This window comes from Nocardia sp. NPDC003269 (assembly GCF_042888005.1).
GTDB lineage: Bacteria > Actinomycetota > Actinomycetes > Mycobacteriales > Mycobacteriaceae > Nocardia.
Genome location: NZ_JBIAPA010000002.1, coordinates 1,671,698 through 1,687,756, shown reverse-complemented (window position 1 = coordinate 1,687,756; position 16,059 = coordinate 1,671,698). Strand labels below are relative to the sequence as shown.

General features: G+C 72.3%; 15 protein-coding genes. 10 read left to right on the top strand and 5 right to left on the bottom strand.

Annotated elements, in window-relative coordinates:
- Positions 1-40: 40 nt before the first annotated feature.
- A complete protein-coding gene (locus ACFYWJ_RS18180; RefSeq protein ID WP_355275687.1) occupies positions 41-700 on the top strand; it encodes a cyclodeaminase/cyclohydrolase family protein in 660 nt (219 codons plus the stop codon).
- A 1-nt stretch (position 701) separates the two neighbouring features.
- Here the strand turns inward: ACFYWJ_RS18180 and ACFYWJ_RS18175 are convergent, their stop codons facing one another.
- A complete protein-coding gene (locus ACFYWJ_RS18175) occupies positions 702-1,592 on the bottom strand; it encodes an NADP-dependent oxidoreductase (RefSeq protein WP_355275689.1) in 891 nt (296 codons plus the stop codon).
- 66 nt (positions 1,593-1,658) lie between these two features.
- Here ACFYWJ_RS18175 and ACFYWJ_RS18170 point away from each other — a divergent pair, with 66 nt between their 5' ends.
- The 3 genes from ACFYWJ_RS18170 to ACFYWJ_RS18160 all read left to right on the top strand — a co-directional run bounded on the left by ACFYWJ_RS18170 (position 1,659) and on the right by ACFYWJ_RS18160 (position 4,203).
- Positions 1,659-2,096: a helix-turn-helix domain-containing protein gene (locus tag ACFYWJ_RS18170; RefSeq protein WP_355275691.1), complete on the top strand. Its 438-nt coding sequence runs from the start codon at positions 1,659-1,661 to the stop codon at positions 2,094-2,096.
- A gap of 160 nt (positions 2,097-2,256) precedes the next feature.
- Positions 2,257-3,009 carry a L,D-transpeptidase gene (locus tag ACFYWJ_RS18165; protein ID WP_355275693.1) on the top strand — a complete coding sequence of 251 codons (753 nt, stop codon included), beginning with the start codon at positions 2,257-2,259 and terminating at the stop codon, positions 3,007-3,009.
- A gap of 108 nt (positions 3,010-3,117) precedes the next feature.
- Positions 3,118-4,203, top strand: a complete 1,086-nt coding sequence (locus ACFYWJ_RS18160) for a hypothetical protein (protein WP_355275695.1) — start codon at positions 3,118-3,120, stop codon at positions 4,201-4,203.
- Between the two features lie 25 nt (positions 4,204-4,228).
- Here the strand turns inward: ACFYWJ_RS18160 and ACFYWJ_RS18155 are convergent, their stop codons facing one another.
- Positions 4,229-5,080: a bifunctional 5,10-methylenetetrahydrofolate dehydrogenase/5,10-methenyltetrahydrofolate cyclohydrolase gene (locus tag ACFYWJ_RS18155; protein WP_355275697.1), complete on the bottom strand. Its 852-nt coding sequence runs from the start codon at positions 5,078-5,080 to the stop codon at positions 4,229-4,231.
- A 169-nt stretch (positions 5,081-5,249) separates the two neighbouring features.
- On the opposite strand from ACFYWJ_RS18155, the gene ACFYWJ_RS18150 reads away from it, so the two are divergent.
- Together ACFYWJ_RS18150 and ACFYWJ_RS18145 are read left to right on the top strand one after the other, a co-directional pair.
- On the top strand, positions 5,250-6,122 hold the full coding sequence (locus ACFYWJ_RS18150; protein WP_355275698.1) for a YdcF family protein: 873 nt from the start codon (positions 5,250-5,252) through the stop codon (positions 6,120-6,122).
- 46 nt (positions 6,123-6,168) lie between these two features.
- Positions 6,169-6,972 carry a putative protein N(5)-glutamine methyltransferase gene (locus ACFYWJ_RS18145; RefSeq protein ID WP_355275700.1) on the top strand — a complete coding sequence of 268 codons (804 nt, stop codon included), beginning with the start codon at positions 6,169-6,171 and terminating at the stop codon, positions 6,970-6,972.
- 117 nt (positions 6,973-7,089) lie between these two features.
- On the opposite strand, the gene ACFYWJ_RS18140 is transcribed toward ACFYWJ_RS18145, so the two are convergent.
- Together ACFYWJ_RS18140 and ACFYWJ_RS18135 are read right to left on the bottom strand one after the other, a co-directional pair.
- Entirely contained in the window at positions 7,090-7,917 is an 828-nt protein-coding gene (locus ACFYWJ_RS18140; RefSeq protein ID WP_355275702.1) for an SDR family oxidoreductase, read from the bottom strand.
- A gap of 34 nt (positions 7,918-7,951) precedes the next feature.
- Entirely contained in the window at positions 7,952-9,526 is a 1,575-nt protein-coding gene (locus ACFYWJ_RS18135; protein WP_355275704.1) for a succinic semialdehyde dehydrogenase, read from the bottom strand.
- Between the two features lie 144 nt (positions 9,527-9,670).
- Here ACFYWJ_RS18135 and ACFYWJ_RS18130 point away from each other — a divergent pair, with 144 nt between their 5' ends.
- The gene (locus ACFYWJ_RS18130) at positions 9,671-10,351 is read left to right on the top strand and encodes a TetR/AcrR family transcriptional regulator (protein ID WP_355275705.1); all 681 of its coding nucleotides are present in this window, start codon (positions 9,671-9,673) and stop codon (positions 10,349-10,351) included.
- A 51-nt stretch (positions 10,352-10,402) separates the two neighbouring features.
- On the opposite strand, the gene ACFYWJ_RS18125 is transcribed toward ACFYWJ_RS18130, so the two are convergent.
- Positions 10,403-11,320, bottom strand: a complete 918-nt coding sequence (locus ACFYWJ_RS18125) for a DMT family transporter (protein WP_355275707.1) — start codon at positions 11,318-11,320, stop codon at positions 10,403-10,405.
- 271 nt (positions 11,321-11,591) lie between these two features.
- Here ACFYWJ_RS18125 and ACFYWJ_RS18120 point away from each other — a divergent pair, with 271 nt between their 5' ends.
- The 3 genes from ACFYWJ_RS18120 (at position 11,592) to ACFYWJ_RS18110 (ending at position 16,057) form a co-directional block, all read left to right on the top strand.
- Positions 11,592-12,293 carry a response regulator transcription factor gene (locus tag ACFYWJ_RS18120; RefSeq protein WP_355275708.1) on the top strand — a complete coding sequence of 234 codons (702 nt, stop codon included), beginning with the start codon at positions 11,592-11,594 and terminating at the stop codon, positions 12,291-12,293.
- A complete protein-coding gene (locus ACFYWJ_RS18115) occupies positions 12,290-13,333 on the top strand; it encodes an ATP-binding protein (protein WP_355275710.1) in 1,044 nt (347 codons plus the stop codon). The genes ACFYWJ_RS18120 and ACFYWJ_RS18115 overlap by 4 nt, the downstream gene beginning before the upstream one ends.
- A 72-nt stretch (positions 13,334-13,405) precedes the next feature.
- Positions 13,406-16,057 (top strand): DUF4153 domain-containing protein, encoded by a 2,652-nt coding sequence (locus ACFYWJ_RS18110; RefSeq protein WP_355275711.1) that lies wholly within the window; start codon positions 13,406-13,408, stop codon positions 16,055-16,057.
- Positions 16,058-16,059 lie beyond the last annotated feature (2 nt).

The window sequence follows — 16,059 nt, the reverse complement described above, 5'->3', positions numbered from 1 at the left end:
TTCCCACGCAGTTCTCGCCGCATCGAAAGGCCACCTCGTCGTGTCGCAGCCCACCGCCTCGCCGCAGCAGCTCGCCCCCTCCTTCGGTGCGGTGACCCTGGAGCACTATCTGTCGGAGCTGGGCGCGAAGGTCCCCGCACCGGGTGGCGGCGCCGTCGCCGCGCTGCACGCCGCCCAGGCCGCGGCGCTGGTCGCGATGGTCGCGCGCTACACCACCCGGGCCAAGGACGCCGTGCACCAGCCGATCGTCGAGCGGATCATCGAGGCCGCCGACGCCGCGCGCGCCAGGTCGCTGGCGCTGGCCGACGCCGACGCCGCCGCCTTCACCGCGGTCGGCGCCGCCTACAAGCTGCCCAAGGACACCGACGCCGAGGTCGCCGCTCGTACCGAAGCGATCAACGCCGCGCTGGTCGAGGCGGCCCGGGTGCCCGCCGCCGTGGTCGACGAGGCCGACGAGATCCTCTCGCTGGCCGCCGAACTGCTGCCGATCGGCAACCCCAATGTGGTCACCGACATCGGCGCCGCCGCCGACGCGGCCCGCGCCGCGGCGATGAGCTCGCAGCTCAATATCGAGATCAATGTCGGCTCGCTGCCCGCCGCCCTTGGCGACGGCTTCGCCGCGGCGCTGCTGCGCGTCGACACGATCGCCGCGCGCGCCGACGCCCTGCACGCCGACGTGCTGCACGCCGTGCGCGGCTGACTCAGGCCGCGGTGAGCACGATCTTGCCGCGGACTCCACCGGCCTCGCCGAGCCGATGCGCGGCGGCGAGTTCGGTGAGCGGCAGGACCGTCGCGATGCGCACGTCGAGCTCGGCCCGGTCGACGGCGGCGGCCAGCTCGGTCAGCGCGGCCGTCGTCGGGTCGACGTGGAACCGGCTGACCCGCGAATCCGGGTGTGTCCGCGGGCCTTCCGCCGCGATCACCCGGCCACCGGGGCCGAGCACGCGCAGTGACCGGTCGGTGGTGTCGCCCCCGACCAGATCGAGCACCAGATCGACGGCCCCGACCGCGGTGGTGAAATCCGTCGTGCGGTAATCGATCGGCTCGTCGACGCCGAGTTCACGCAGGTACTCGTGATTGGCGGCCCGCGCGGTGCCAACGACCCGCGCACCGCGGCGCGCGGCGAGCTGCACCGCCAGATGCCCGACGCCACCGGCGGCCGCGTGCACCAGAACCCGCTCCCCCGGCCGCACCGAGGCCAGCGCCTGCCAGGCGGTGAGCCCGGCGACCGGCAGGGCCGCGGCGCGCACCGGATCGAGCGAGGACGGCACCGCCGCCAGCCGATCCTGGTGCGCCACCACGTATTCGGCGTTCGCCCCGCCGAACACCATGCCGAACACAGTGTCGCCCGGCACGAATCGCGTCGCGTCGTCGCCGCGCTCGACGACGACACCGGCGACGTCGAGACCGAGCACCAGCGGCGGCTCCCCGAGGGCGCGGATCAGGCCGCCGCGCAGCTTCCAGTCCGCGGCGTTCACGCTCGTGGCCACCACCCGGACCAGCACCTCCCCCGGCCCCGGCGCGGGGCGCGGCACCTCCACCCGTTCGAATACGTCCGGTCCACCGAAGCTGCGCTGCGTCATCTGCCACATGCGGGCAAGTCTGCGCCGAGTGGTATCTCCGCGGTAGTAGGCACCTTTCGGATACCGTGGTACCTCATGGATACCACCCGGGCGGCCGACGACCACGCGAGCTCGGTCGAGGCGTTCCTGCGCGACTGCCCGGCACGGCAGCTGCTGGCCGTCCTGGCCGACAAATGGGTACTGCTGGTGCTGGGCACCCTGCGCGCGGCGGACGGCCCGGTACGGTTCAACGAGCTGCGCCGACGCCTCGACGGCATCACCCAGAAGATGCTCACCAAAACCCTGCGCGACCTGGAACGCGACGGTCTGGTGCGGCGCGCGGTCTACCCGACGGTGCCGCCCCGGGTGGAGTACACGATCACCGCGCTCGGGGCCGACCTGGGCCGGATCAGTCACGCCATGGGCACCTGGGTGGTCGAGCACCAGCACGAGATCACCGCCGCCAGAGCCGAATTCGACGCCGCCCAGGCGATCGAGCCCGCGCCGCTACCGCGCCTCGGCACTGTCCACTGAACCGGTATCGATGTGGGATCGATTCCCCGGGGCGCTCACCTGCGCGAACACAAGCCGACACTCCGGCAGGCCCGTCGGCCGTTACCACTTCGATAGGTCTAGTTGATCATGGCGGCCTAGACTTGGAATCCGCCTACGAGTGACCGAAGGGGTGGCGTTTATGAAGAACGCACTTCGTTTCCTGTTCGTCGCGACCATGGCGGCACTGCTCGCCGCGTTCTGGTCCGGAGCCGCGTCCGCGGCCCTGATCGGAGGATCTCCGACCGCGACGGTCACCGCGATCTCCCCGGCGAACGGACAGGTCGTCGGCGTCGCCGCGCCGGTCACGTTCACCTTCGCGGCCCCGGTCACCGACCGGGCCGGCGCCGAACGCGCCGCCGCGATCCGCGCCACCGACGCGCTGCCCGGCACGTTCAGCTGGGTGGACAGCACCCACCTGCAATGGACACCGAGTACGCACCTGCCGACGAACTCACCGATCTCGGTCCGGTTCGGCGACCAGCGCACCGAGTTCCAGACCAACGGCGGCGTCTACGCCGAGGCGAATCTCTCGGCGCACACGTTCACCGTCAGCATCGGCGGACAGGTCGTCCGGAACATGCCCGCGTCCATGGGCAAGCCGGGCTTCGAGACCCCCACCGGCAACTTCACGGTGCTGGAGAAGTTCCGCTCGGTGGTGTTCGACTCGCGCACCATCGGCATCCCGCTCGACGACCCCGAGGGCTACATCATCGACGGCGAATGGGCCGAACGCCTCACCTGGGGTGGCGTGTTCGTGCACTCGGCGCCGTGGTCGGTGGACTCGCAGGGGTACGCCAACGTCAGCCACGGCTGCATCAACCTCTCCCCCGACGACGCGGCCTGGTACTACGAAAACGTCGGCATCGGTGACCCGGTCTACATTCACTGGTGAGTAATTCCCTCGTGGCATTCGGCGTTCCCACCGTCAGCGCAGTATCGTGCCCGTAACGAAATCGTTGCGAGACGAACCTGACGGCGACAGCCTGATGAAGGTGGGGCGATGGATCGACCGGATGCACACAGACCGACCGGGGCTCGGCAGCACGACCCGGGGTCGGCTGGTGATCCGTTCACCCCGCCCCCGCGGTGGCGGCCCCATCGCGATCCGAGTGCGCCGCGCCCCCGCCGGCTGACCGAGGACGCGGATCCGCAGCCCCGCACCGGAGCCCGGCATCGCGTCGAGGGCGGTCCGACGACACCGGCCGGTATCCCGGTCATCTCGCTGTCGGCTGCGCACGCCGCACCCGACCGGTCGTCCGGGCGCGTCGTACCGACCGACAGCTACGCCACCGACCGGCTACCCATCGTCGGCGGACCGTTCGATCCCGGTGCGCGCCATGCCCTTCCGGACGTGCCGTTCACCCCGCCGGAGCCCGACAACGGCCCGGCGACCGACCGGCTGCCGATCATCACCCCCGACACCCCGGCTCCCGACGGCGTCGACGCCCAGCCCGAATGGGTCACCGCCGCACCGGTTTCGCTACCACCGCGCCCGACGCCCGACTACGGCGGCGACGACGAGGTGTTCGCGCGGATGATCGATCGATCCCGGCGCAAGCGCGTGCCGCGCTGGGTCGGACCGCTCGCGGCCTCGGTGGCCGGTGCCGTGCTGATCGGCGGCGGCTACCTCCAGTTGCGCGGTCCCGTCCCGGAATCCGCGGCGGCCAGCAGCCCGATCGAGCCCGCGCCCGCCGGTGCGGTCCCGGTCGCCGGGACCTGCCCCGCCGAGCTCGTCGGCAGCAAGATCCAGGGCAACGGCCCCGGCGGCACCGACAGCGGCGTCGCGGCGATCCTGGCGTTCCAGCACGCGTATTACGTCGCGCGGTCCGGCGATCAGGCGCGGACCCTGGTGTCCGGCGACGCCGCACTCCCCTCCGGCGCCGACATCCAGGCGGGCATCGACACGATCCCGGTGGGCACCACGCACTGCCTGAGCATCACGCCCGCGGCGTTCGCAGGCCAGTACTTCGTGGTGATCACCGAATTCCGGCCGGACGCGGTGCCGATCATCTACAACCCGCAGCTGGTCGGCACCGCCAAGATCGGCACCAAGTACCTGATCACCTCGATCGGGCCGGTCCGCTAGACCCGATCGAGGACGCGAAAGCCGGTCAGGCGCGGGCCTTCTCGGCCGCCACGACCACGTGGCGCATCAGCAGCGCGGTGGTCACCGGGCCGACGCCGCCGGGGACCGGGCTCAGCCCCGCCGCCTTGCCGTCGACCGTGGCCGCGTCGACGTCGCCGACGATGCCGCCGTCGGCGGATTCGTTGGTGCCCACGTCGATCACCACGGCGCCGTCGCCGATGTGCTTGCCGGTGACCAGCCCGATCCGGCCCGCGGCAGCGACCACGATGTCGGCGGGGGTGGTGACCGCGGCCAGGTCGGCGGTGCGCGAGTGCGCGACGGTGACGGTGGCGTTCTCGGCCAGCAGCAGCTGCGCCAGCGGCTTGCCGACGATGTTGGACCGGCCGACGACCGTCACCACGCGGCCCTGCAGCGCGATGCCGTGATGCTTCAGCAGCTCGACCACGGCCTCGGAGGTCGCGGGGACGAAACCGTCCAGGCCGGAGGCGAGCAGGCCCAGCGACAGCGGGCTGACGCCGTCGACGTCCTTGCTCGCGGCGATCGAGGAGCTCACGTCGTCGAGGCTGACCCCGGCGGGCAGCGGGGTCTGCAGCATGATCGCGTCGGTGGCCGGATCGGCGCTGCGCGCGGCCAGCTCGGCGCGGATCGTCTCCGCGCTCGCGTCGGCACCGAGATCGATGCGCTCGCAGGCGATCCCGAGGCGCTCGGCGGCCTTGCGCAGGGAGTTCACGTACCAGGCGCTGGCCGGGTCGTCGTTGGCCACGATCAGCGCCAACGTCGGCGCGGTGCCCGCGGCGGTGAGCGCGGCGGCGCGCTCCTTCGTGTCGGCGTTGATGGCGGCGGCGAGTTCCTTGCCGGTCAGCGAAGCGGTATCCACGGTGCATCAGCTTATCCGCCGCTACCCGCGACCCCGACCACCGGGCGGCGACGCGCGGAACATCGTCGGGATCCGTGGTGGGCGCCGCACCCGGCCGTAGGGTGTCCGCAGCTCTGCCACAGCTCTGCCAGCACGTGCCGAACCGTTCGCGGGAAGGGTGTCGACTGTCGTGAAGATCTCGAGGCATTGGAAACAGCTGGCTGCCGCCGTCGCCGCGGCCGCCGCGATCACGAGCGCCGCCGTTCCCCCGGCCGGCGCCGAGGCCGACGTGACCGCGCTCTACAACTCCGCGCAGCGGCATTTCACCGACGGTGACGACAACGCGGGCCGCGCCGACCTGCGCGCGCTCATCGCCGCCGACCCGAACGACGTCGAGGCGCTGGCCCTGCAGGCGATCTGGTCGCACTACGCCGGTGACCACGCCGCGGTCGGCGAGGCGATGGCCCGCCTCGGCGCGATCGACGGCGGCATGGCGGCGGGCACCGGCAACGTGCTGCGCGCGGTGAGCGCGGCGGCCGCGACCCTGCCGAATCCGCTGCCCGCGCTGGTCGGCCCGCAGACCGGCATCGTCGTGCTCGGCTACGGCCTGCTGCCCGACGGCGCGCTGCGGCCCGAGCTGGAGAACCGGCTCACCGCGGCCTGGCTGCAGGCGGTCGCCGCGCCGTTCTCGCCGGTGGTCGTCACCGGCGGCAATCCGCAGAACGGGATCTCCGAGGCCGAGGCGATGCGCCGCTGGCTGGTGGGCCGAGGCCTGCCGAACGAGCGGATCCACGTCGAGGACCGGGCCGGGTCGACGGTGCAGAACGCGCTGTTCAGCACCCGCCTGCTGCGCGATCTCGGCGCGACCAGCGCCGTGGTGGTGACCTCGCCGAACCACATCCGCCGCGCGGTCGCCGATTTCCTGGTGGCGGGCACCAATGTCGTCGGCGCGATGACCTCGCTCGAACAGCTCGTCTCGCAGCTGCCGCCGCCGGCGCGGGCCGCGCAGCGCGGGATCTACCTGGACGCGACCCGCACGTTCGAGCTCGACAGCGCGCGCTGATCCGGGGGCGCGGAAAACCGGTTGTCGGGCACGCGACAATCGCTGCATGACTGTTTCCCCCCTCGACGACATCGTCGTCGTGCTGCGCTCGGCGGGCTGCGTGTTCGCCGAGGACGAGGCCGCGCTGCTGCTCGAGGCCGCCGACGGTGACGCCCGCCGCCTCGACGATCTCGTGGCGCGGCGGGTCGCGGGGACACCGCTCGAATACCTGCTGGGCTGGGTGGCCTTCCGCGGCCTGCGGGTCGGCGTGCGGCCGGGGGTCTTCGTGCCGCGCCGGCGCACCGCGTTCCTGGTCGAGCGGGCGGTCGCCGGGGTCGCGCCGGACGCGACGCGGGCGTGCGTGGTCGACCTGTGTTGCGGCTGTGGGGCGCTCGGGCTGTCCGCGGCCACCGAGCTCACCGCGCGCGGCTGCGAGGTCGAGCTCGTCGCCGCCGATATCGATCCGGTCGCGGTGGCCTGCGCCAGGGAGAATCTCGCGCCGCTGAGCGCGCCGGTGTTCGGCGGGGATCTGTTCGACGCGCTGCCCGCCGATCTGCGGGGACGCGTCGACGTACTGCTGGCGAACACGCCGTACGTGCCGACCGAGCGGGTGGCGGACATGCCGCCGGAGGCGCGTGAGCACGAACCGCTCGTCGCCCTGGACGGCGGGGCGGACGGGCTCGACGTCTTCCGCCGGGTCGCCGAGGGGGCCGCGAACTGGCTCGCGCCGGGCGGCACCGTGCTGGTGGAAACCTCGACGGGACAGGTCGATACCGCGTGCGCGGTGCTGACCGCGCACGGTCTAACCCCGCGCGTCGAGCACTCCGAGGAGTACTACGCCACAGTCGTTCTCGGCACCAGCGCGGCCTGACGGAGCACCCCGGCACCGCGCGGTATCTGCAGTCGATGCAATGAGGCGCACCGTGCACCGGAACGGTGATGCCCCCGCCCGACACTCGCGTCGGACGGGGGCATCGCGGTCCGACGGCTACTTGCGGCCGGTGAACTGATCCATCGAGTGGTACACGCCGACGGCGTTGAGGTAGAAGTCGCGCACCTTGATCGGCAGCAGGCCGGTCAGCGCGCGGTTCATCCGCGAGGTCCACGGCAGCACCACCAAGGCCCCACCGTTCTTCATCTCCCGCCACGAGGTCTCGACGACGTCGTTCTGCTCGAGCATCGGCGTGAACAGGATGCCCTTGGCGCCGTCGAACATGCCGGTGTTGATGTAGGTCGGGCAGACCGTGGTGACCTTCACGTGGTCGTGGCCCGCCTGCTCGAGCTCCAGGCGCACCGAGTCCGACCAGCCCAGCGCCGCCCACTTCGACGCCGCGTAGACAGCCATGCGCGGGTTGGCCACCAGACCGGCCGAGGACGCGATGTTGAGGATGCGCGCCTGCCCGGCACCGGCGACCATGCCCGGCAGGAACTCGAGGGTGACGTACATCGGGGCCAGCGAGTTGATCGCCATGGTCTTGTCGATGTCGGCGCGGTTCTCGGTTTCCCAGAAGTAGGTGTTGCCCCGCACGATCCCGGCGTTGTTGACCAGGATGTCGATCCCGCCGATCTCCTTGCGCACCGCCTCGGCGGCCTCGCGGATCGAATCCTGCGAGGACACGTCGACGACGTGCTGGTGCACCTTGCCGCCCAGGGCGGTCAGCTGCGCCGCGGTCTCGCGCAGCGTCAGCTCGTTGACGTCCCACAGCACGACCGCGTCGGCGCCCTCGCGGACCGCCGTCTCGGCGAACAGCCTGCCCAGGCCCATGGCGGCGCCGGTGACCAGCACCCGCTTGCCCGCGACCGAATCGAGTTTCATGAAATGCCTACCCCTGCTTCGTTTTCCGTACGCGTCACTTCTGGCGAAGTGTCTTCATGACGCCGAAGACCAGCGTCATGGTCTTGGCCCACATCTGCTCGGACATGCCCGGCAGCGGCGCGATCGGCAGCACCCGCTGGACCGCGATGGTCTGGGTGTCGACGTACTTCAGCAGTCCCTCGGGACCGTGGCGACGGCCCTGACCGGAGATGCCGAGACCACCGGACGGCGCGTCGACGCTGCCCCAGGCCGCGATGAAACCTTCGTTGACGTTCACCGAGCCGGCGTTGATCCGGGCGGCGACGGCCTTGCCGCGCTCGGCATCCTTGCTCCACACGCTGGCGTTGAGGCCGTAGGCGGTGTCGTTGGCGGCCTCGATGGCGGCCTCGTCGGAGTCGACCTTGTACACCGACACGACCGGACCGAAGGTCTCCTCGCGGTAGACCGTCATGCCGGGCGCCACATCGGCGAGCACGGTGGGCTCGTAGAAGTACGGACCCAGGTCGGGACGGGCACGGCCACCGGCGAGCACCTTGGCGCCCTTGGCGACGGCGTCGTCGACGTGCGCGGTGACGGTGTCGAGCTGACGCTGGAAGGTCAGCGAGCCCATGTCGCGGCTGTAGTCGAGCTCGCCGCCGAGGGACATGTTCTTGACGTTGCCGACGAACTCGGCGACGAACTGGTCGTAGACCGCGGCGTCGACGTAGATGCGCTCCATCGACTCGCACAGCTGGCCCGCCGAGGAGAAGCAGGCGCGCACGGCCAGCTTGGCCGCCTTGGAGACGTCGGCGTCGGCGAGCACGAGCAGCGGGTTCTTGCCGCCGAGCTCGAGCGAGTAGCCGATCAGGCGCTCACCGGCCTGCTGGGCGATGGTGCGGCCGGTGGCGCTGGAACCGGTGTAGTCGACGTAGTCGGCGCGGGCGATCACGTCGCCACCGATCTCGCGGCCACGGCCGAGGACGGCCTGCCAGAGCCCGCGCGGCAGGCCGGCGCGCTCGGCGGCGTCGATGGCCCACAGCGCCGACAGCGCGGTCTGGTTGTCCGGCCGGGCGATCACGGCGTTACCCGCGACCAGGGCGGGCAGGGCGTCGGAGGCCGACAGCGCGAGCGGGTAGTTCCACGGCGAGATCACCGCGACGACGCCCTTGGGCCGGTTGCGCACCTCGACCGAGGTGAGCACCGGCAGCACGCCGCGCGGCTTGCGGTCGGCGAGCAGCTTCGGCGCGACGGCGGCGTAGTAGCGCGAGTTCAGCGCGACATCGCCGACCTCGTCGAACGCGTGCGGGCGCGACTTGCCGGTCTCGGTCTGCACGATGTCGAGAATGGTGTCCTGCTCGGCCAGGACGATGTCGTGGAAGCGGCGCAGGATCTCCACCCGCTGCTTGACCGGCACCTTGGCCCAGTCGCGCTGCGCGTGGCGGGCCACGGCGAAGGCGCGGTCGATGTCCTCGATCGAGGACTGCGGCAGGTCACCGATCTTGTGTCCGGTGGCGGGAGCGAAGATCGGCACCGACGGCGCGCCACCCGCGACACCACGGTCGAACAGGGGCTTGACCAGCGCGGTCGGCAGCGCGGTTGGTTCGGCGGTCAGCTCGGGGGCTGTCGTCATTGTCGGCCCTTCTCCTCAACAGATGGGTCGCGCGGAGCGATCGCGCAGGTTCGGCTATTTGCTGAACACTAGTGTTAGATTAATGGTTCGAGCCGGTGCCGTGTCAAGCTTTCCGTGGACGTCTCGCGGTTGTGAGGAGGTGCGATGTCCGGTGATTCCGCCACGGTGCGCCGTGGGCGTCCACCGCAGACCCGGGAGCAGGCCGACGAGGTCCGCGCCCGGATCGTCGAGGCGACGGCCGCCGTGTTCGCCCGCAACGGGTCGCGCGGGCTCAGCGTCGCCCAGATCATCGAGCAGGCCGGGCTGGCCAGGCCGACCTTCTACCGCTACTTCGGCAATGCCGCCGAGCCGCTGCACGTGGTCCTCACCGCGTCCAACGACGGCCTGGTCGGCGCGATCCGCGACGCGCTGTCGGGCACCGACGAGCCGGTCCAGCTGGGCATCCGGCTGATCGACGCCTTCATCGACTGGGCGCGCGGCCACGGCCCGATGCTGCGGCCGCTCTTCGCCGAGCTGCACGACCCCGCCTCCCTGGTGTCGGCCTACCGCGAACGCGCCCTCGACGACATCCGCGCCCTGGTCCGCAAGACCTTCGTCGAGCTGGGCCGCCCGGTGCCCACGCCCCTGGACATGGACACGGCGCTGCACGTGTGCGAATACGTCGTCTATCGCCTCACGATGGGCACCGAGCCCGGCAGCGACCCCGATCCCGTGCTGGATTCCGAAGCGCGGATCACGATGATCCGCGTCCTGCTGGTCACCCTCGGCACCCGCGACGACCTCGCCTACGCCATGGAACTGCCCGGCCTGTTCCCCGAGCCCTGAGGCTCGTCCCGGCGGCCTCGCGCCCCGACCGACCTGCTCTCGGCCCCTGGGCTATCCGGCGGAAGCCGATTGCTCGCGCTCGGCGGTGGTAGCCGTCAGAACCAGCGCGAGCGCGAGCAGGGCCGCGCCGGTCCAGGCGACGGGTGTGAGTCGTTCGCCGAGGAGGACGACGGCGAGCAGGGTGGCGGTCAGGGGCTCGAGCAGGGTGAGGACCGCGGCGGTGGCGGCGCCCGCGGCGGGCAGGCCGTGGAAGAACAGGGCGTAGGCGACGGCGGTGGGTGCCAGACCGAGGACGGTGACGGCCAGCAGGTTCGCCGGGGTCGGGGTGATGGCGAGGCCGGTCGACGCGGCCGGGACGGCGAGAAGCGCCGCGCCGCCGAGGAATCCGTAACCGGTCGCGGTCACCGCGTCGAGACCGGGGACGGGGTGGGCGGTGACGAGGGTGACCGCGGCGAAGGCGGTGGCGGCGACCAGGGCCAGCACGACGCCCGCGACCATGCCCGACGCGTCCTCGGCCGGAACGCCGACCAGGATCGTCAGGCCGGTGATCGCCAGCGCGAGGATCGCGCCTCGCCCGCGGTCGAGCCGACGGCGGCCGGTCACGTGGTCGGCCAGCGTGACGACGACGGGGGCCGCGCCGATGGTGACCAGGGTCGCCAGCACGACCGAGGACGCGGCGATCGCGGCGAAATAGCAGGCCTGGAATATCGCGGCCAGCGCGCCGACGGCGCCGATCCGCCGCAAGGCCGCCCGCCCCCGCGGGACGCCACGGCACCCGAGCAGCGAGACGACGACCAGGATCGCGCCGCCGACGCCGAGCCGATAGGTGGCGACCGCGATCGGGGCGAGGCCGGTGCGCTGCTGGACGAGGGTGCCGAGCAGGCCGCCGGTACCCCACAGCACACCGGCGGCGACGAGCGGGAACAATCCACGCCGGGCGGGCGCGGACACGGAAAAGGAAACAGACATCAGGGAATTCGCTCCTGCGACAGAGGGATGAGGTCGCGGAAACGAGGTGCGAACAGCGGCCGTGCGGGCACACGCCATCGACGCCCGAGCGGTGAACGGCGCCGCGCCTACCCGGCGGGTGGCACGCGCCCTCGGGGCACCTCGCTCAGGAGGCGGGCGGCGGCGTGGAGCGGAAACGCTGATGCACGTGGTCATCGTACCCGGCGCGCTGCACACAGAATCTCCACATTTGACGACGCAACCCTCCACACCCGCTCGCTAGGGTCTGTCCATGGACATCAGTGGGGGCGGGACCGGAGCGCCCGCGCGGCGCATCCTCGTCGTGGACGACGAGGTGACGATCGCCGAGTCGGTCGCGGCGCGATTACGCGCGGAGGGCTTCACCGTGGAGGTGGCCCACGACGGTCCGGGCGCGGTGGCCGCGGCCGCCGCCGGGGAACCGGACCTGGTGGTGCTCGATGTGATGCTGCCCGGTTTCGACGGGCTCGAGGTGTGCCGGCGCATCCAGGCCGACCGGCACGTCCCGGTGCTCATGCTCACCGCCCGCACCGACGAGACCGACCAGCTCGTCGGCCTCGGGGTCGGCGCCGACGACTACCTGACCAAGCCGTTCTCGATGCGGGTGCTGGCCGCCCGCGTGCACGCCCTGCTGCGGCGGGTCGACCGGGCCGCCGAGCGCGGCGAGAGCGCCATCGTCGTCGGCGATCTGCGGATCGACCTCGACGAGCGGCGGGTCTGGCGGGGCGCGACCGAGGCCAAGCTGACCCCGCTGGAATTCGACCTGCTGGCCCGTCTCGCCCAGCGCCCACGCGCGGTCCTGGCCAGGGAGCGGCTGCTCGAGGACATCTGGGACTGGTCGGACGCCTCGGGCACCCGCGCGGTCGACAGCCACATCAAGGCCCTGCGCCGCAAGCTCGGCGCCGATCTGATCCGCACCGTGCACGGTGTCGGCTACGCCCTGGACGCGCGATGAGCGAGCTGTCCGCGGACGCCCCGCGCACCTTCCTCGACCGGGTGGCCGACCGGATGCCCCGGCCGCTGGATCCGCTGCGCTCGATCAAGATGAAGCTGGCCGTGCTCATGGTCTGTTCGGGCGCGGTCGCGTTCGCCTACTTCTGGTTGCGGATCGGCTGGCTGCCGACGTTCACCACGCTCACCGCCATGATCATCGCGCTGGTCACCTCGCAGTTCCTCGCGCACGGCATCACCCGTCCGCTGCGCGAGATGACCGCGGCCGCGCGGCGGATGGCGCACGGCGACTACAGCTTCCGGGTCAGGGCCAGTTCCCGCGACGAGGTGGGTCAGCTCGCGACCGCGTTCAATCAGATGGCGGCCGACCTGGCCGCGGCCGATCGCCAGCGCCGCGACCTGATCGCCAATGTCTCGCACGAACTGCGCACGCCGGTGACGGCCTTGCACGCCGTGCTGGAGAACATCGTCGACGGGGTGAGCGAACCCGATCCGGCGACGCTGCGGACCGCGCTGGCCCAGACCGAGCGCCTCGGCCTGCTCGTCTCCGAGCTGCTCGACCTGTCCAGCATCGAGGCGGGCGCGTTCACCCTCGATCGCGAAAACCTGCCGCTGGCACCGCTGCTGGCGGAGGTGATCGCCGAGGCCGAGGTGATGACGGCCGCGCTCGGCCGCGGTGTCCGCTTCACCACCTCGATCGTGCCCGCCGAGGCGACCGTGCGCGCCGACCGGGCCCGTCTGCACCAGGTGCTGTTCAACCTGCTCGACAACGCGGCCAGGCACGGGCCGGCGGGCGGCGAGGTCCGCGTGTCCGCGCGAGCCGTGCCCGGCGCGACCGTGCTCGAGATCCAGGACGACGGTCCCGGCATCCCGGAAGCCGACCGCGCCACCGTCTTCGACCGTTTCACCCGCGGCGGGCGCACCGACGGCGGCGGCACCGGCCTCGGCCTGGCCATCGCCCGCTGGGTGATCGACCTGCACGGCGGCACCATCGCCGTCGCCGACCCCGGCTCCCGAATCCGCGTCGTCCTGCCCACGGACTGACCCGACCACATCCCGACCCACCATCCCGGACACCACGTCCCGGGACGATCCCGCACACCCATCGGAGGGGACATGACCGACGAATCCGCCACCCCGCGAACACCGGACCAGCTCATGGCAGGCGCCACGGCGACCAAGACCGAACCCGCGGCCGGCGCCACGGCGACGAAGACCGAACCCGCGCCGGGTCCCGGCGCCTCGGCGCCACCGAAGGGCGACCCGCCGCCGTGGACCGAGGGCTGGCAGGCGGCGGCCGTCATGCCGCCGATGCCGAAAGCTCCCGCGCTGCCACCGCCCCCACTGCCGGTCTACCGGCGCCGGTTCCACGTCACCCGGCCGGCCGGCGTCCTACCCGCCGCCGCCGTCGCCGGAATCGTCGGCGCGACAGTCATTCCCCTCGACCGCCCCGGCCTCGGCTGGGTCCTCGCCGGTGGCGTCATCGCCGGCGCGCTGGGCATCGTCGACCACCGTGCCCGCACCCGCACCTCGACCGCGCCGAGCCCGGCCCCCGATACCGCGACACCGAACGATTCGGCCGCCGCACCGGCCCGCACTGCCGCACCGGACACAGCACCGAATTCGCCTGCCTCCATGGCGAATTCCCCGAGCAATCCAGCCCCGGCGAACGCGGACACCACCCCCGCGGTCTCGGAGTCGTCCCCGGCCGCTCCCGCACAGTCGGGCCCGCCCGATCCGGCGAACGGCGAATCCGCGCCGACCGCCACCGGCACCCCCGCGCCGGGTGACACGTCCGCCGCCCCGACAGCAACCGGTCGGTCGGCCATCGAGACCACACCGGGAGTGCCGACCTCGGGCCGCACCGGCACGCCGCCGACCCCGGCCGATGCCACTCCCGCACCGGACACGACATCGCCGCAGACCGTCCCCGACCGGTCCGCGACCGCTGCGAAGACCATCGAGCCCGGGTCGGGCACGTCAGCCGACAAGCCCGCCGCAACACCGGAGGGCGCAGCTGTCGCCACAGCAGAGACGCCCGGCCCTGCACAGCCGGGCCTGCCCGCTCCGGCGAACGGTGAATCCGCTCCGACCGCGACCGGCACCCCCGCGCCGGGTGACCAGTCCGCCGCCCCGGCAGCACCCGGTCGGTCTGCCACCGAGGCCATACCGGGAGTGCCGACCTCGGGCCGCACGGGCACGCAGGCGACCCCGGCCGACCTGGAGCCAGCTGGCACGACGCCGATCCCGACAGGTCACCCGGAGGCATCCGGTGCGACCCCGACCGCGACAGACCACCCGGAGCTATCCGATGCGACCCCGACCGCGACAGACCACTCGGACCCATCCGATGCCACCCCGACCGCGAACGTCGATTCCGCGGTAGCGGCCGGGCAGGCGGCGGGTGAGCCGTCGTCGAGTGCGCCGACATCGCCGAGCACGAGCTCCTCGGAGCCGGTCGACGCGACCAAGCCCTCGGCGGGTCCCCCGGAAGCGCCCCGTGCGGCTCCGATCGCCGCGACGGTGGCGCCGGCCGGGAGCTCTTCGGCGTTCGAACCCGTGATCGCCCGGCATCGGCTGTGGTGGACTGCCGCGGCGCTCGTGCTGCTCGGGGTCGGGACGTTCCGGGCGGCGGGATGGTTGTTCGTGCTGTGTGTGCTGGCGGCGGGTGTCGCGGGCTCGCTGGCGGTGCTGGGGCGCAGGACCGGTCGCGGGATCGCGCACGACATGGTGGCGGTGCCGCTGGCCTCGTTCGAGGCGGTGCCGTGGGCGTTCTCGGGGTTGCGGGACACGCGGCCGGCGGAGCTGTCGAATCTGCGGCGCTACGGTGCCTCGGTCGCGGTGACGGCCGCGCTGCTGGTGGTGTTCGTGCCGCTGCTCGGCGGCGCGGACGCGACCTTCGCCGAATTGCTCAGCGGGCTGGTGCCGTCGATCGACGCGGCCACGGCGTGGCAGTGGATCGTGCTGTTCGCGGTGATCGGGATGGGCGCGCTCGGCGGGTTGTATCTCCTCGCCGGACCGCTCGCGGCGGGCACCGAGACGCGCCCGATCCGGTTGTGGTCGCGCAGTGAATGGGTGCTTCCGGTCGGCGCGCTGACCGTGCTGTTCGCCGCGTTCCTCGGCGCCCAGTTCGTCGCCCTGTTCGGTGGTGACGACTACGTGCAGCGCACCGCCGGTCTCACCTACGCCGAGTACGCGCGCAGCGGCTTCTGGCAGCTCTCGGCGGTGAGCATCCTGACCCTGGCGGTGATCCTGGCGGTCCTGCACTGGGCGTCGCAGGAGACGGCCGCCGACCGGCGCTGGCTCCGGATCCTGCTCAGCGCGGTGAGCGTGCTGGCGCTGGTGATCGTCGGCTCGGCGCTCGCGCGGATGTGGACCTACCAGCAGGCCTACGGCTTCACGGTGCTGCGCCTGCTGGTGGAGGTGTGTGAGCTGTGGGTCGGCCTGGTCTATGTGCTCGTGCTGGTCGCGATCGCCCGGTTGCGCTGGCGCTGGGTGCCGCGCGCGGCGGTCGGCACCGCGCTGGCCACCCTCATCGCGCTCGCCGTGCTCGACCCGGAACAGTTTGTCGCCGAACGCAATATCGCCCGCTGGGAGGACGGAAAGCGGCTCGACTCCGAGTACCTGAGCACCCTGTCCCCGGACATCCTGCCCGCGCTGACCGAGCTGCCCGCCGGGCTCCGCGCCGACATCGAGGACCCGATCCGCGCCGATCTCGACGACGACCACTGGTGGTCGTGGAACCTGTCCCGCAGCTCGGCGCGCTGACG